This is a genomic window from Nocardioides sp. P5_E3 (assembly GCF_054049275.1).
In genome coordinates, this window is the sequence record NZ_JBFUMR010000012.1 from 19,398 (window position 1) to 34,150 (window position 14,753).

17 protein-coding genes are annotated in these 14,753 nt (G+C 73.1%); 10 read left to right on the plus strand and 7 right to left on the minus strand.

What is annotated here, in order from left to right:
* Positions 1–57 precede the first annotated feature (57 nt).
* The 3 genes from ACXJKB_RS09425 to ACXJKB_RS09435 are packed head-to-tail and all read right to left on the minus strand — an operon-like array spanning position 58 to position 2,259.
* Positions 58–720, minus strand: a complete 663-nt coding sequence (locus tag ACXJKB_RS09425) for an alpha/beta hydrolase family protein (RefSeq protein ID WP_457187669.1) — start codon at positions 718–720, stop codon at positions 58–60.
* The gene (locus ACXJKB_RS09430) at positions 717–1,472 is read right to left on the minus strand and encodes an SOS response-associated peptidase (protein ID WP_457187671.1); all 756 of its coding nucleotides are present in this window, start codon (positions 1,470–1,472) and stop codon (positions 717–719) included. The genes ACXJKB_RS09425 and ACXJKB_RS09430 overlap by 4 nt, the downstream gene beginning before the upstream one ends.
* Positions 1,473–1,509: 37 nt before the next feature.
* Positions 1,510–2,259 (minus strand): hypothetical protein, encoded by a 750-nt coding sequence (locus ACXJKB_RS09435; protein ID WP_457187673.1) that lies wholly within the window; start codon positions 2,257–2,259, stop codon positions 1,510–1,512.
* 218 nt (positions 2,260–2,477) lie between these two features.
* Here ACXJKB_RS09435 and ACXJKB_RS09440 point away from each other — a divergent pair, with 218 nt between their 5' ends.
* From ACXJKB_RS09440 to rsgA, 4 genes are all read left to right on the plus strand, one after another.
* On the plus strand, positions 2,478–4,244 hold the full coding sequence (locus ACXJKB_RS09440) for a sigma-70 family RNA polymerase sigma factor (RefSeq protein ID WP_457187675.1): 1,767 nt from the start codon (positions 2,478–2,480) through the stop codon (positions 4,242–4,244).
* 77 nt (positions 4,245–4,321) lie between these two features.
* A complete protein-coding gene (locus tag ACXJKB_RS09445; RefSeq protein ID WP_457187677.1) occupies positions 4,322–4,852 on the plus strand; it encodes a DoxX family membrane protein in 531 nt (176 codons plus the stop codon).
* A gap of 18 nt (positions 4,853–4,870) precedes the next feature.
* The gene (aroA, locus tag ACXJKB_RS09450) at positions 4,871–6,181 is read left to right on the plus strand and encodes a 3-phosphoshikimate 1-carboxyvinyltransferase (RefSeq protein ID WP_457187679.1); all 1,311 of its coding nucleotides are present in this window, start codon (positions 4,871–4,873) and stop codon (positions 6,179–6,181) included.
* Positions 6,178–7,182, plus strand: a complete 1,005-nt coding sequence (gene rsgA / locus ACXJKB_RS09455; RefSeq protein ID WP_457187681.1) for a ribosome small subunit-dependent GTPase A — start codon at positions 6,178–6,180, stop codon at positions 7,180–7,182. The genes aroA and rsgA overlap by 4 nt, the downstream gene beginning before the upstream one ends.
* Positions 7,183–7,197: 15 nt before the next feature.
* Here rsgA and ACXJKB_RS09460 read toward each other — a convergent pair whose 3' ends face one another.
* Positions 7,198–7,659: a DUF2231 domain-containing protein gene (locus ACXJKB_RS09460; RefSeq protein WP_457187683.1), complete on the minus strand. Its 462-nt coding sequence runs from the start codon at positions 7,657–7,659 to the stop codon at positions 7,198–7,200.
* 41 nt (positions 7,660–7,700) lie between these two features.
* Here ACXJKB_RS09460 and ACXJKB_RS09465 point away from each other — a divergent pair, with 41 nt between their 5' ends.
* The 3 genes from ACXJKB_RS09465 to ACXJKB_RS09475 all read left to right on the plus strand — a co-directional run bounded on the left by ACXJKB_RS09465 (position 7,701) and on the right by ACXJKB_RS09475 (position 9,503).
* The gene (locus ACXJKB_RS09465) at positions 7,701–8,591 is read left to right on the plus strand and encodes an inositol monophosphatase family protein (RefSeq protein ID WP_457187685.1); all 891 of its coding nucleotides are present in this window, start codon (positions 7,701–7,703) and stop codon (positions 8,589–8,591) included.
* Between the two features lie 83 nt (positions 8,592–8,674).
* Positions 8,675–9,106, plus strand: coding sequence for a CBS domain-containing protein (locus ACXJKB_RS09470; protein WP_457187687.1), 432 nt, complete (start codon positions 8,675–8,677; stop codon positions 9,104–9,106).
* 55 nt (positions 9,107–9,161) lie between these two features.
* A complete protein-coding gene (locus tag ACXJKB_RS09475) occupies positions 9,162–9,503 on the plus strand; it encodes an FKBP-type peptidyl-prolyl cis-trans isomerase (RefSeq protein ID WP_091197981.1) in 342 nt (113 codons plus the stop codon).
* A gap of 19 nt (positions 9,504–9,522) precedes the next feature.
* Here the strand turns inward: ACXJKB_RS09475 and ACXJKB_RS09480 are convergent, their stop codons facing one another.
* Both ACXJKB_RS09480 and ACXJKB_RS09485 read right to left on the minus strand, forming a co-directional pair.
* Positions 9,523–10,203, minus strand: coding sequence for a response regulator transcription factor (locus ACXJKB_RS09480; RefSeq protein WP_457187873.1), 681 nt, complete (start codon positions 10,201–10,203; stop codon positions 9,523–9,525).
* On the minus strand, positions 10,203–11,366 hold the full coding sequence (locus ACXJKB_RS09485) for a sensor histidine kinase (protein WP_457187689.1): 1,164 nt from the start codon (positions 11,364–11,366) through the stop codon (positions 10,203–10,205). The genes ACXJKB_RS09480 and ACXJKB_RS09485 overlap by 1 nt, the downstream gene beginning before the upstream one ends.
* A 141-nt stretch (positions 11,367–11,507) precedes the next feature.
* Between ACXJKB_RS09485 and ACXJKB_RS09490 the strand changes: the two genes are divergently transcribed.
* A complete protein-coding gene (locus ACXJKB_RS09490; RefSeq protein WP_457187691.1) occupies positions 11,508–12,404 on the plus strand; it encodes an ABC transporter ATP-binding protein in 897 nt (298 codons plus the stop codon).
* Positions 12,401–13,213 (plus strand): hypothetical protein, encoded by an 813-nt coding sequence (locus ACXJKB_RS09495; protein WP_457187693.1) that lies wholly within the window; start codon positions 12,401–12,403, stop codon positions 13,211–13,213. The genes ACXJKB_RS09490 and ACXJKB_RS09495 overlap by 4 nt, the downstream gene beginning before the upstream one ends.
* A gap of 33 nt (positions 13,214–13,246) precedes the next feature.
* Here the strand turns inward: ACXJKB_RS09495 and ACXJKB_RS09500 are convergent, their stop codons facing one another.
* Positions 13,247–13,501 (minus strand): RNA-binding S4 domain-containing protein, encoded by a 255-nt coding sequence (locus ACXJKB_RS09500; RefSeq protein ID WP_300051237.1) that lies wholly within the window; start codon positions 13,499–13,501, stop codon positions 13,247–13,249.
* Positions 13,502–13,520: 19 nt separating this feature from the next.
* On the opposite strand from ACXJKB_RS09500, the gene ACXJKB_RS09505 reads away from it, so the two are divergent.
* Positions 13,521–14,738, plus strand: coding sequence for a phospholipase D-like domain-containing protein (locus ACXJKB_RS09505; RefSeq protein WP_457187695.1), 1,218 nt, complete (start codon positions 13,521–13,523; stop codon positions 14,736–14,738).
* Positions 14,739–14,753 lie beyond the last annotated feature (15 nt).

Sequence of the window (14,753 nt, forward strand, 5' to 3'; positions counted from 1 at the left end):
CCACAGTACCGCCGTGGGTCGATCGAGGGTCAGTGCAGTCACACCGGCCTCAACACCTCACCCCCGCCGGGGATTCCCGACGACCTCGCGGACCAGCCACTCGAGCGTCGACTCGACGACGATCCCCATCGCCTCGTCCTGGCTCACCTCGCCCCGCGCGGGCACCTTGAGGCCGTGGTCACCGCCCGGGATCACCACCACGTCGAGCCCGTCGAGGTCGCCGGGGAACTCCTCGGGCCGCCCCATCGGGTCGCGCTCCCCCTGCACCACGAGCGTCGGCAGACCGACGCCCTGCAGCTCCGGCATCCTGGTCGGCTCGGTCTTGCCCGGCGCGTGCAGCGGGAAGGACAGGGCCAGGCAGCCCGAGGCACCCAGCGTGCGCGCCGTACGAGCCGCGGAGCGGGCGCCCGCGGACCGGCCGCCCACGACGAGGGGCGTACGCACGCGCATCACGTCGGCCGCGCACCGGAGGGCGGCGTCGAGGGTCGGCGGGGCGGTCGCGATCTTGCGGCCCGCGACCCGCCACGGCTGCTCGAAGAGGACGACCGAGACGCCCTGGGCGGGCAGGGCGTCGGCCAGTGCCCACAGGTCCCGGGCGTCCACGCCCCCGCCGGCGCCGTGGCTCAGCAACATCGTCGCCATCGGGCTCGTGGCACGACGCGTGTGCAGCCGGCCCTCACCGTGGGGCGTGGCGACCGTACGGACAGAAGCCTTCTTCACTCGACGTCCTCCAGGGGCAGCGGCTCGACCAGCTCGGGTCCGTTGTTGCGCACGTTGCTGACCAGCGTGGGCACGGCGTAGGCCTCGAGGCGACCCGGGGCCGCGGGCACGAGGAGCGAGGTGTCACCGGGCGTGGTCGGGTCGAGCCACTCGTGCCAGCGCTCGCGCTCGACCATCAGCGGCATCCGGTCGTGGATGTGGCCGAGCGAGTCCTCGGCCTGCGTCGTGAGCACCGTGCAGGTCCAGCGGAACCGGGCGGGGTCGTCCTCGGCTCTCGTCGGGTCGCGCCAGATCTCGTAGAGCCCGGCCATCGCGAGCACGCCGCCGTCCTTGGGGCGGATGAAGAACGGCTGCTTGACCGGCTTGCCCTTGGCGTTGGTGCGCGACGTCGGGTACCACTCGAAGTAGCCGTCGGCCGGCAGCAGCGCCCGCCGGGTGGCGAAGGCCTTGCGGTAGGCGGGCTTCTCCGCGACGGTCTCCATCCGGGCGTTGATCATCCGGTTGCCGATCGACGGGTCCTTGGCCCAGGACGGCACCAGCCCCCACGTCAGGACGCGGAGCTGGCGCTGCGGAGGCTCGGTCGCGTCCCGCCCCGACTCCCGCGACGGCGGGCGCTCCACGACGGCGTAGACCTCCTTGGTCGGCGCGACGTTGTAGTCGGCCGCCAGTGGCGCGGCGATCCGGGTGTCGACGACCTCGAACTCCTCGACGAGGTCGTCCGCGTTCCGGGACGAGGCATAGCGACCGCACACAGGACCCACCCTAGGGGAGCCCGGCGCCGGGGTCGGCTCAGCCGCGGGCCAGCTCGTCGAGCAGCATGCCGGCCACCGCGTCCGTGGACGGGAGCCCCTCGATCCACACCCGCACCAGGCCGTGCGGCTCGGTGCCGTCGAGCAGGGTGCGCAACACCCGGACCCGCCGTCCGAGGTGGTCGTCGCGCCGGGTCAGGATCCCCACGCGGCGCATGCCGAGGCGCGCGACCGTCTCGTCGCGGGCGAACGCCGTGCGCGCCAGCTCGCCGGACCGCGCCACGCGCATCGCGCGGGTGAAGTGGTCGCCGGGCTCGTCGGACGGGTCGCCCGACGGCATCTCGAAGACGACGAGCGCGTAGCCGCCGATGCCGCTGTCCGTCCCGGCACCACCGAGGCGGTAGAGCTCCGAGAGCCGGCTGCGCAGGTGGGCCTGGCTGGACAGCCCGGTGAGCGGGTCCTCGCAGGAGAGCTGGTTGAGGTAGCCCAGCGTGGTCTCGCTCCACGCCGTGAGCAGCGCCGTGACGACGTCGTACGACGGATCGCCGCCGGTCACCCCCCGCCACGTGGCACGCAGCCCGGCGAGCGTCTCCTCGACGGACGCCCCGTCGCGGGCCAGCTCCTGGCCCGCGACGGAACAGACGTCGATGACGTCCGATCCTGAGGTGAGCGCTTCTCCGACAGCCTCGAACCGGTGCGGCAACCCCGACCGCTCGACGGTGGGCTCCGGCTCGCTCACCCCAGGATCGGCAGCCGCGAGTCGACGCCCCAGCGTGGCGAAGATCTTCACGGCATACCCCCTCCCGGGTCCCCCAGGTCATGCTCTGGCCAAGTTCCAGCCATGCTCTATGGATGTGACGGTGCTCATGACGACCCATGACGCGGACCTGACCGACGTTTCCGTTTCTTCACTTTCCGGGGCCGTCGACGCCCCGGCGGGGATACAGTCGGATGGACCGACGACCGTCGGGTGGGGTTCCCGGAAGCGTCCAACATGAGCGTCCAACCATGAGCGTGACCACCAGCGTCGAGGCGCCCAGCGACGCCGAGCTGATCTCGGCGGTGCGCGGCGGGGACCTCGACGCCTACGGCACGCTCTTCGAGCGCCACGTCGACGCGGCCCGTCGCCTCGCGCGCCAGCTCGTCCCCGGGGGGGACGCCGAGGACCTCGTGTCCGAGGCGTTCGTCAAGGTGCTGGGGGTGCTCCAGCGCGGCGGCGGCCCCGACCTCGCCTTCCGCGCCTACCTGCTGACCGCGGTGCGGCGGCTCCAGGTCGACCGCTTCCGGGCCGGGTCCCGGCTGCACACGACCGACGACATGGAGGCCTTCGACCCGGGCGTGCCGTTCCGCGACACGGCCGTCGAGGGCTTCGAGAGCGCCGCAGCCGCAGCTGCGTTCGCGAGCCTCCCCGAGCGCTGGCAGCTCGTGCTGTGGCACACCGAGGTGGAGGGGGACAAGCCCGCGGACATCGCGCCGATGCTCGGGATGAGCGCCAACTCGGTCTCCGCGCTCGCCTACCGCGCCCGCGAGGGACTCCGCCAGGCCTTCCTGACCCAGCACGCCGCGGAGCTCGACGAGGACTCCTGCCGGTGGACCCACGGCCAGCTCGGGGCCTACGTCCGTGGCGCGTCGTCACGTCGCGACGCGACGAAGGTCGAGCACCACCTCGAGGAGTGCCGCTCGTGCATGGCGATCTACCTCGAGCTCACCGAGGTCAACTCCAACCTCGGCGCCCTCCTCGCCCCGCTGCTCCTCGGTGGCGTCGCGACCGCCTACCTCGGCGCCACCGCCGTGACCGCCGCTGCGCCGGTCGGCATCGGAGTGGTGCTGGGCCGCGTCCGCGACCTCCTGACCGGCAACGCCGGTGTCGCCGCGGTCGCGGGGGTGGCGGTGAGCACCGTCGTTGTCGCCGGCGGGATCGCCCTCGGGCTGCGAGGCCCCACCACCCCCACCGCCGCACCAACACGTGCTGCGACCTCGGACAGCTCCACGACGAGCGCCGGCGGAGACGCCTCCACGACCAACGGCGACCGGTCGCCGAGGAGCCTGCGGCTCCGAAGCGGCCCGCCGGCGCGCGTCCTCCCGCCGGGTGACGTCGACGTCACCCCGGGCTCCGTCCCCGCCACCGACACCGTCCCCGGATCCGACCCCACCCAGGGCACCGACCCGACGCTCGACAGCGACGACACGCAGGACACCGTCCCGGGCCAGACGCCGACGTCGAACCCCACGTCCAACCCGACCTCGAACCCGACGTCCAACCCGACGTCCAACCCGACCTCGAACCCGACCTCGAACCCGACCTCGAACCCGACGTCCAACCCGACGTCCAACCCGACGTCCAACCCGACGTCGAACCCGACGTCCAACCCGACCTCGAACCCGACGTCCAACCCGACGTCCAACCCGACGTCGAACCCGACCTCGAACCCCACCCCCACCCAGGACCCGAGCCCGACGCCTCCGCCCGCCGACGCCTCGGTGTCCGGGACGGTCGGCGGGGCACGTCCGACGTACGCCGTCGTGGTGCGGGTGGCCGGCCTCGGCGGGACGACCGCCCAGCTGCGGATCGAGGGCATCGACGCCCAGGTCGTCCGCACCGCCGACGGTCGGTGCACCGCCGTCAGGACGGTCGCCACCTGCCAGGTCTCCGGCGACACGTCCGTCACCGTCGAGGTGGTCATCCCCCAGGGCGGCGCCGTGGTGGCAACGCTGACCCCGCCCGGGAGCGACGCCGACACCGGCAACAACACCTGGCGCGCGGCCCTCGGCTGACCGCCCGGCGGCCCCGACCCGGGGCAGCACCCCTGTGGACGGAGCGCCCTCCCCGCGCATCGTGTAGACAAGGACGCATGACGATCACCCGGTTGCTCGCACGTCCCATGCTGGCCACGATCTTCGTCGCCGGCGGCATCAACGCCCTCCGCAACACGGAGGGTCACGCGGCGAAGGCGAAGAAGCTGACCGACAAGGTCGTGCCGGTCGCCCAGCAGGCCGTGCCCAAGGCCCCGATCCCCACCGATCCGGCCACGCTGGTCCGGATCAACGCCGGCGCCCAGATCCTGGCCGCCGCCGCGCTGGCCACCGGACGCGCTCCGCGTCTCAGCGCGACCGTGCTGGCGGCCTCCCTCGTGCCGACGACCCTCGCCGGCCATGCCTTCTGGAACGAGACCGACCCCCAGGCCAAGAACGCCCAGCGCCTGCAGTTCTACAAGAACACCTCCGTCCTCGGCGGCCTGCTCCTCGCCGCGGTCGACACCGAGGGCAAGCCCGGCCTGGCGTGGCGGGCCCGCCGCGCCGCTACCGACGTGCGCCGCGAGGCCAAGCAGGTCGCCAAGACCGCCCGCCGCGAGGCAAAGCTCGCCAAGGCCCAGCTGACCTGACCTCGATAGGGTGCGCGGGTGAGTGACCTCTGGCCGGCCCCGCGCCCCACCGACACCGTCGACCGGGTCGTCTCGCTGCCCGGCAGCAAGTCCCTGACCAACCGCGCCCTCGTGCTGGCCGCGATCTCCGACGGCCCGAGCGTCGTACGACGTCCCCTGCGCTCGCGCGACACGCTGCTCATGGCCGCCGCCCTCACCTCGCTCGGCACGGGCATCGACGACACCGGCTCCGGGGACTGGGCGGTCACGCCCGCCGCCTGGGACCGCGACGCCGACGTCGACTGCGGCCTCGCCGGCACGGTGATGCGCTTCGTCCCGCCGGTCGTCGGGCTGGCGGACGGCACGGTCCGCTTCGACGGCGACCCCCACATGCGGCTGCGCCCCGTCGGCCAGATGCTGACCGCTCTGGGCGCGCTCGGCGTCCGGGTCGACGACGGCGGCCGGGGCGCGCTCCCCTTCGCCGTGCACGGCACGGGCTCCGTGCCCGGAGGCACCGTCACCATCGACGCCAGCGCCTCGTCGCAGTTCGTCTCCGCGCTGCTGCTCGCGGGCGCCCGCTACGACCACGGCGTCGACGTGCGCCACGTCGGCAAGCCGGTGCCGTCGCTCCCCCACATCGAGATGACGGTGCAGATGCTCCGCCAGCACGGGGTCGCTGTCGACGACAGCGACGCCAACCGCTGGTCGGTCGCGCCCGGCCCGGTCCGGGCCGTCGACCACGACATCGAGCCCGACCTGTCCAACGCGGCCCCGTTCCTCGCACTCGCGGCCGCCACCGGCGGTCGGGTCACCGTCACCGACTGGCCCGCCGCCACCACGCAGCCCGGCGACGAGCTGCGCGAGATCCTCAGCCTCATGGGCTGCGAGGTGAGCCTGGCCGACGGGGACCTCACCGTGGTGGGACCGCCGCGGCTCTCCGGGGTCGACCTCGACCTGCACGACGTGGGCGAGCTGACCCCGGCGGTCGCCGCCCTCTGCGCCCTGGCCGACTCCCCCTCCCACCTCCGGGGGGTCGCGCACATCCGCGGCCACGAGACCGACCGCATCACCGCGCTGGCCACCGAGCTCGGCCGGCTGGGGGCCGACGTCACCGAGCGCGAGGACGGGCTCACGATCCGGCCGGCGACCCTGCACGGCGGCTCGTTCCGCACCTATGCCGACCACCGCATGGCCCACGCGGGCGTCATCCTCGGGCTCGCCGTCGACGACGTGCTCGTCGAGGACATCGGCACCACGGCCAAGACCTTCCCCGACTTCGCGAGCGCGTGGAGCCGGGCCGTGCACGGGACACCGAGCGGTGTCGGCGCGTCGACGGGGACGACCCCGTGACGACCGGGCGCTACTCGGACCAGGACCACGAGCACTACGAGCGCCCACGCCGCCGCACCCGCCCCCGCACCAAGGACCGCCCGACCTACGACGACGCCGTCGCGGGTCGCGTCGTCACCGTCGACCGCGGCCGCTTCACCCTGCTCGTCGACGGCCACCGGGTGATGGCGATGAAGTCGCGCCCCCTGGGCCGCAAGGGAGTCGTGGTCGGCGACCACGTCCGCGTGGTCGGCGACACCAGCGGCGACGACGGGTCGCTCGCCCGGATCGTCGAGGTGGTTCCCCGCACCACGACGCTGCGCCGCACGGCCGACGACGACGACCCGGTCGAGCGGGTGATCGTCTCCAACGCCGACCAGCTGGTCGTGGTGACCGCGCTGGCCGATCCCGAGCCGCGCCCGCGCCTGATCGACCGCGCGCTCGTGGCGGCGTACGACGCTGGGATGGCGCCGCTGCTGTGCCTCACCAAGGCCGACCTCGCCGACCCCGAGACACTGCTGTCGACCTACCGCTCGCTGGGGGTGCCCTGGGTCGTCACCCAGCTCAAGGGCGAGGCCGCCGGCGACCTCGCCGAGCTGCGCGAGCGGCTGCACGGCCGCACCAGCGTCCTCGTCGGGCACAGCGGCGTCGGGAAGTCCACCCTCGTCAACGCGCTCGTGCCCGACGCCCACCGGGAGGTCGGGATCGTCAACGCCGTCACCGGACGCGGTCGCCACACCTCGACGAGCGCCTACCTCCTCGAGCTGCCCGACACGGCCGGCTGGATCATCGACACCCCCGGGATCCGGTCGTTCGGGCTCGCCCACGTGCAGCCGGAGAACCTCATCGAGGCGTTCCCCGACCTCGACGAGATGACCGAGACGTGCCCCCGCGGCTGCACCCACGGCAGCGACGAGCCGGAGTGCGGGCTCGACGAGGCGATCGAGGCGGGCGAGGCCGACCCCGACCGGGTCGAGTCGTTCCGCCGCCTGCTCGCCGCCCGCTCGGCCACCGACTGGTGACCGGGCCGGCTGGGGTCAGCCCCAGACGGCCCTCGCGCCGGAGTCGCCGGCGAGGTAGGCGGTGACGAGGAGCGCGACCGCGCCGACCGCCAGGAGCACGGCGACCGGGATGCCGAAGCGCGTCTCGCGAGCACCCTTCCCGGACGCCAGCGCGGAGACGCCGCCCAGCGCCCAGGCCGCGAGCGCGGACACCACCGCGAAGCCGAGCGCCGCGTTGCGCATCAGCTCACCCGACTCCTCGTGCTCCTCCACGATCGGGGCGAGCTCGGGCCGCGACTCGAGCAGCGCCTCCCCGGACTGGGCGGCCAGCACGGAAGCGCCGGCCGCCACGACGGCGAGCACGACCAGCGGCCACCGCAGCAGCCAGCGCCACTTCGGCACCGCCGCGTAGACCAGGCCGGTCAGGGCTGCCAAGGGCCCGAGGACGACGACCGCGTGCACGACGAGGGGGTGAAGCGGCACACCGTTGAGCTCCATGCGTGCAGGTTAGGGGGCGATGCTGGGAATAGCCTGTGGACATGCCCATCACCGGCTCCACCGACTACACCGACGACCTGCGGCTGGCCCACGTCCTGGCCGACGACGCGGACTCGCTGACCCAGGCCCGCTTCAAGGCGCTCGACCTGCACGTCATGAGCAAGCCCGACCTGACGCCGGTCACCGACGCCGACAAGGCCGTCGAGGAGGGCATCCGCCGCACGCTGTCGCGCGTCCGGTCCCGCGACGCGGTCATCGGCGAGGAGCAGGGCACGACCGGGCACAGCCAGCGCCGGTGGATCGTCGACCCGATCGACGGCACCAAGAACTACGTGCGCGGGGTGCCGGTCTGGGCGACCCTCATCGCGCTCGCCGTCGACGACGAGGTCGTGCTGGGCGTGGTCTCCGCACCGCAGCTGCAGCGCCGGTGGTGGGCCTCGGTGGGCAACGGCGCCTGGACGGGCCGCTCGCTGCTCAAGGCCACCAAGTGCGAGGTGAGCGACGTACGCCGTCTCGAGGACGCGTCGCTGAGCTACTCGTCCCTGTCCGGCTGGGACGAGCGCGACCGGCTCGACGACTTCGTCTCGCTGTCGCGCCGGTGCTGGCGCACCCGCGCCTACGGGGACTTCTGGTCCTACATGCTGCTCGCCGAGGGCGCCGTCGACATCGCCGCCGAGCCCGAGCTCGCGGTCTACGACATGGCCGCCCTGGACGTCATCGTGCGCGAGGCCGGCGGGCGGTTCTCCTCCCTCGACGGCACCGACGGTCCGTGGGGCGGCAACGCGCTCGCCTCCAACGGCCACCTGCACGACGCCGCGCTGTCCTTCCTCGGCGCGATGGACGACGACGGCACCGATCCCGACGTGCCGCGCCGCGGGCCGGGCTCGGTCAGCAGCCTGCGGGCCCGGCAGGCCCCGCCGGTGCTCGACTGAGGCGGGTCGTTCGCCCCTGTCCCTCACAGTCCGGCTTGGCTACGGTGACTTCTCACCAGTTCTGCGGGACGAGAGGCGGCACCATGAAGATCAAGGACGTCATCCACCACAAGGGCAACCAGGCGGTCGTGACCATCGGTCCGGAGGCCACCGTGCGCGAGCTGGTGGCGCTGCTCGCCGAGCACAACGTCGGCGCGCTGGTGGTGAGCGAGGACGGCGAGCGGGTCGACGGGATCGTGAGCGAGCGCGACGTCGTACGCCGCCTGCACCGGGACGCCACGGTCCTCGACCACGCCGTCAGCTCCATCATGACCGCCGAGGTGCGGACCTGCGGGGGCGACGACGGCCTCACCGAGCTGATGCAGACCATGACCGAGCACCGCATCCGACACGTCCCGGTGGTGGCCGACGGACGGCTGACCGGCATCATCAGCATCGGTGACGTGGTCAAGAACCGGATCGGTGAGCTCGAGTTCGAGCGCGACCAGCTCGACCACTACGTGCACCAGACCTGACACCCCCCATCGATTGGAGACACTTGTGAGCGAGAAGCCCGACGTCGACCCGCACATGGGCGACGCGCCCGCCGACCTCGAGGTCACCGACCTCGTCGAGGGAGACGGTGCCGAGGCCACGTCCGGCTCCACCGTCTCGGTCCACTACGTCGGCGTCGCCCACTCCTCGGGCGAGGAGTTCGACGCGTCCTACAACCGCGGCACCCCGCTGCAGTTCCGCCTCGGCATCGGCCAGGTCATCTCCGGCTGGGACACCGGCGTGCAGGGGATGAAGGTCGGCGGCCGCCGCCGGCTGGTCATCCCGCCGCACCTCGGCTACGGCGACCGCGGCGCCGGTGGCGCCATCAAGCCGGGCGAGACGCTGATCTTCGTGGTCGACCTGCTCGAGGTCCGCTGAGGCGCCTGCTGAGGATCACCTACGCCTGGGCGTCGTGGACCAGGATCGCGACCTGCACCCGGTTCTCGACGCCCAGCTTGGTGAACAGCCGTCCGACGTGCGTCTTCACGGTCGGCACGCCCATGTAGAGCTCGGCCGCGATGTCGGCGTTGCTCAGGCCGCGCGCGACCGCGTCGGCCACGTCGCGCTCACGCTCGGTGAGGGTGTCGAGGGCGTCGCGCGCCGACCGCGTCCGGTCCTGCTCCTCGGCCGCCCGGTCGGTGCGGGTGACGGCGGCGATCAGCTGGGCGGTGACGCTGGGCGACAGCATCGGCTGGCCCGACGCCACTGTGCGGATCGCCTCGACGAGCCGGACCGGTGGGGTGTCCTTCAGCAGGAAGCCCGCCGCACCGATCCGCAGGGCGCGCAGCACCATGTCGTCGGTGTCGAAGGTCGTCAGCACGATCACCTTGAGTCCCGGGTCGGCCGCCAGCAGCTCCTCCGTGGCGCTGAGCCCGTCGCGCACCGGCATCCGGATGTCCATCAGCACCACGTCGGCGTCCGAGGCCGGCACGACGCGCAGGGCCTCCTCGCCGTCACCCGCCTCCGCCACGACGTCCAGGCCCGAGTCGCCGCCGAGCATCATGCGCAGGGCCGCCCGCACCATGGGGTCGTCGTCGACGACGGCGAGCCGCACCACGCCCATGCTGCTCGCCCCCATCACGTGTCCCACGGTATCCACGCCCGCACCGCGTAGCCGCCGCCCGGGTCGGCGCCGTGGCTGATCCGGCCGCCCGCCAGGGCAGCCCGCTCGGCCAGGCCCAGCAGGCCGAGGCCGGACGCGGGGAGCGACGGGGCTGCGGCCCGACCGACCGGCGCCGCGTTGCGCACGCCGATGACGAGGCCGTCGGCGGTCGACCCGGCCACGTCCACCGTGACGGCGGTGCCCGGTGCGTGCTTGCGCACGTTGGTCAGGGCCTCCTGCACGATCCGGTACGCCGTCCGGCCGGTGGCGGCGGGCACGTCGTCCTCGACCCGGTCGGACAGGCGTACGCGCATCCCGCCTGCCTGCTCCTCCGCCACCAGCGCCGCGATGTCGTCGAGCCCGGGCTGGGGTCGCTCGGGAGCGACGTCGGCGGGCTGCGTCGGGTCGCGGAGCACACCGAGCACGGCCCGGAGGTCCGAGAGGGCACGGTGCGCGTTGTCCTCGATCGACTTCGCGGCGCTCCCCCGCTCCTCCTCGCTCAGGTCGGAGCGGTAGCCGAGGGCACCGGCGTGCATCGCCACCAGGGAGATGCGGTGGGCGAGCACGTCGTGCATCTCGCGCGCGATGCGGGTGCGCTCGGCGGCCCGGGCCTGCGCCACGCGCGCCTGCTGCTCACGCTCGGCGGTCAGCGCACGCTCCCGGTAGGAGTCGACGAGCTGGCGCTGGGCACCCATCGCGTAGCCGGTGGCAGTCAGGATGCCCACGACGAGGCAGCCGAAGGCGGTGGAGACCCACAGGGGCAGGGCGTCCTCGGTGACTCCCACCCGCTCCTGCACGATCCCGGCGAGCACGTTGAAGGGCGCGACGACCGCCAGCAGCCGCCAGCGGCGGTGGGAGGCGAGGGAGCCGATGATCCACGACGCCGGCCCGGCGCTGGACGCGGAGACGAAGGAGAAGGCCATCAGCAGGCCGGCGACGAGCGCCGGCCGGCGGTGCCGCCAACGGATGAGCACGAAGGACAGCAGCCCGAGGATCGGGTCGCCGATCAGCCACCACAGGACGATGGGCTCGGCCGTGCGGTCCGTGGCACTGACCAGCGGGACGCCCCACGTGACCAGGCTGATGAAGGCCGCGAGTGCGTAGCGCCAGGTCGCTGCGAGCCGACCCGTCCTCACCATGGCACCGACCCTAGGCGCACGGCCGGCACGCCCGCGTCAGACCCAGGTGGCGTCCCCGGGGTGCAGGCCGATACCGAGGTCGGACCCTGCCGAGCCCTGCGCCCGATGCCCCGGCACCCCCGGCGGGACGAGGCTGGAGCCATGATCACAGTCGAGAACCTCACCAAGCGCTACGGCGGGTTCACCGCCGTCGACGACATCTCCTTCGAGGTCCGCCCGGGGAGCGTCGTCGGCTTCCTCGGACCCAACGGTGCCGGCAAGTCGACCGCCATGCGGATGATGACCGGGCTGACGCCGCCCACCTCGGGCCGCGCGACCCTCCTGGGCCAGCCCTACCGCGACCTGCACAACCCCGGCCGCCAGGTCGGCGTCATGCTCGACGCGTCCGCCCAGCACCCCGGCCGCACCGGCCGCGAGGTGCTCCGGGTCGCCGCCATCTCGATCGGGGTCTCCAAGACCCGCGTCGAGGAGGCGCTCGCGCTCGTCGGCCTCAACGACGAGGAGGCCGGGCGCCGCGTCCGCAACTACTCCCTCGGCATGCGCCAGCGTCTCGGCATCGCCGCGGCGCTCCTCGGCGAGCCGCAGGTCCTCGTACTCGACGAGCCCGCCAACGGCCTCGACCCGCAGGGCATCCACTGGATGCGCGGCCTGCTGCGACGCTTCGCCGACGGCGGCGGGACCGTGCTCCTGTCGAGCCACCTGCTGCACGAGGTGCAGATCGTCGCCGACGACCTGGTCATGATCGGCCGGGGGAAGATCGTCGCGATGGGCTCCAAGGAGGAGCTGCTCAGCCGCGGCGGCACCTCGGTGTCCTCTACGGACGACGCGCGGCTCGCCCAGCTGCTCCAGGCCGCCGACGTGCCCGTCACCCGCACCGGTTCGGGCCTCGTCGTCGAGGCCGAGCCCCGCGTGGTCGGCGAGATCGCCGCCCGCGAGTCCCTCGTCCTGCTCGAGCTGCGCTCCGGCGGCTCGGAGGGCCTGGAGGAGATGTTCCTCGGCCTCACGGCCGCCACTTCCCGTGAAGGAGACGCAGCATGAGCACCGAGACGAGCACCGAGACCCAGACCGGCACCGCACCCGTCGTCGGCGGCGGCACGGCCGGCACCGCCTCCGCGCTGGAGGGGCGTCCGGGAGTTCCGTTCGGGCGCACCCTGCAGGCCGAGGTGCGCAAGATGGTCGACACCCGCGCGGGCCGCTGGATGGTCATCGTCATGGCCGCCCTGGTCGTCTTCATCCTGGCCGCGTTCGTCCTCTGGGGCCCTGCCGAGGACGCGACCTTCGACAACCTGCTGCAGATCGCCACGCTGCCGCTCGCGATGCTGCTGCCGGTCATCGGCATCATGGCGGCGACCGCGGAGTGGACCCAGCGCACCGGGCTGGTCACCTTCACGCTCGAGCCGCGGCGCGGCCGCGTCGTGCTCGCCAAGGCGCTGGGCGCCCTCGCACTGGGCCTGGTCGTCACGGCGGTCGCCTTCGCGGCCGCAGCCCTCGCCAACCTCGCCGGCACCGGGACGTGGGACCTCGACGCCGCGGCCGGTGCCGGTCTGGTGCTGGCGCTGCTCATCTACGTCCTGCAGGGCGTCGCGTTCGGGCTGCTGTTCCTCAACACGCCGGTCGCCATCGTCACGGTCCTGGTCCTGCCCACGGCCTGGACCATCGCCACACAGGTCTTCAGCTCGCTCGCCGACGTCGGCCGCTGGATCGACCTGGACTCGGTCACCCGTCCGCTGTTCGCCGGGGAGATGGCGGGCCAGGACTGGGCCCAGCTCGGCACCGGCGTCGGCGTGTGGGTGCTGCTGCCCCTGGCGGTCGGCACCTGGCGGGTCCTCACACGTGAGGTGAAGTAGCCGGGGGGCCTTCACCTCATCCCGTCGCCACCCTCACCACGGGACGTCGATCTCGATCTCCCCGGTGGCGACACGGGCCGCCAGCCCGCCCAGCGTGACCACGTCACCGGGGACGAGCTGGCGGCCCCGTCGCGTCTCGACCTCGTCGTTGACCTGCACCGCGCCGTCCGCGATCACCGGCTTGGCCTCGGCGCCGCTCTCGACGAGGTTGGCGAGCTTGAGGAACTGGCCCAGCCGGATCGACTCGTCGCGGATCGGGACGTCGACGGGCTCGCTGGTCGGTGACATGTCTCTAGGGTAGGTGTCCGTGCGCATCCGAAGCCTCCTCCTCGCCGCGGCGTCGCTGTGCCTCGCGACGCCCCTGCTGGCCGTCACCACCCCCGGCGCCCCGGCCAGCGCACGTCCCGCCGAGACGGCGGGAAAGGTGGCGGGCAAGAGCGGGTGCCAGGGGCAGGCCGGGGTCGAGGTGTGCTTCACCTCCCCGCCCACGGTCACGTCCGACCCGACCGTGCTCGACCGCCCGAGCCGGCTCTTCGACACGGCCGGTCCCGGCGACACGATCCGGATCGCGATGTTCCGCTGGGACATCCAGCCGCCCACCGACGCGATCCTCGCGGCCCAGCGCCGCGGCGCCACGGTGCTCCTGGTCGGCGACGACGACCTCCGCCTCAACAAGCAGGGACGCCGGCTGATCACCACGCTGGAGGAGCAGGACTCGGCGCGACGCAACGTCACCATCTGCGACGGCGCCTGCCTGCCGTGGCGCGCACCCGGCCCCTACCCCGACAGCCAGGACGTGCAGCACCTGAAGTTCTACGTCACCGACATCGGCGGCGTGCAGTCGTTCATGACCTCGTCGGCCAACCTCGAGGACCGGCAGTACCGCCAGTACAACTCGTTCATCAAGATCGACGACCCGGCCCTCTACGACTTCGGTGTGGAGTACTTCTCCCGGATGGAGGCACAGAGCCTGACGGTCGGCGGCGAGCGGTGGGACGACCGCCGCAAGGTGTGGAAGAGCGGGTCGGTCACGGCGGCCGTCTACCCCAACCGCAACGACCTGCTGCTCTCGACGCTGAAGGACATCACCTGCACGCGCGGCGCCCGGGACGTCTCGGCGATGTTCGCGGTGATCCAGCGCGCCGACGTACGCGCCCAGCTGGCGCGGCTCTCCGACCGGGGGTGCCGGGTGCGGATCGTCACCTCACGCGACACGGTGGAGAACTGGGTGCAGCGCGAGCTGCCCAGCGGCGACATCCCGGACCGGCAGGTCCGCACCGTGCTGACCCACGACAAGATGCTGGTGGCCCACGCCCGGTTCCGCGGCAAGGCGACGCATGTCGTGGTCACCGGCACCTCCAACACCACGTGCGGCGGCCTGCTCTACAACGACGAGGTGATGCTCCGTGTGGTGGACAACCGCTGGCTGCACGACCAGTACCTCGCGCACTTCGACGACGCGTACTCCCGCGCACACCAGAGCCGGTCGCGGGTCATGCCCGTGATGAAGCCCTGTCGCCGCTGACCCGAAGCGTGCGCG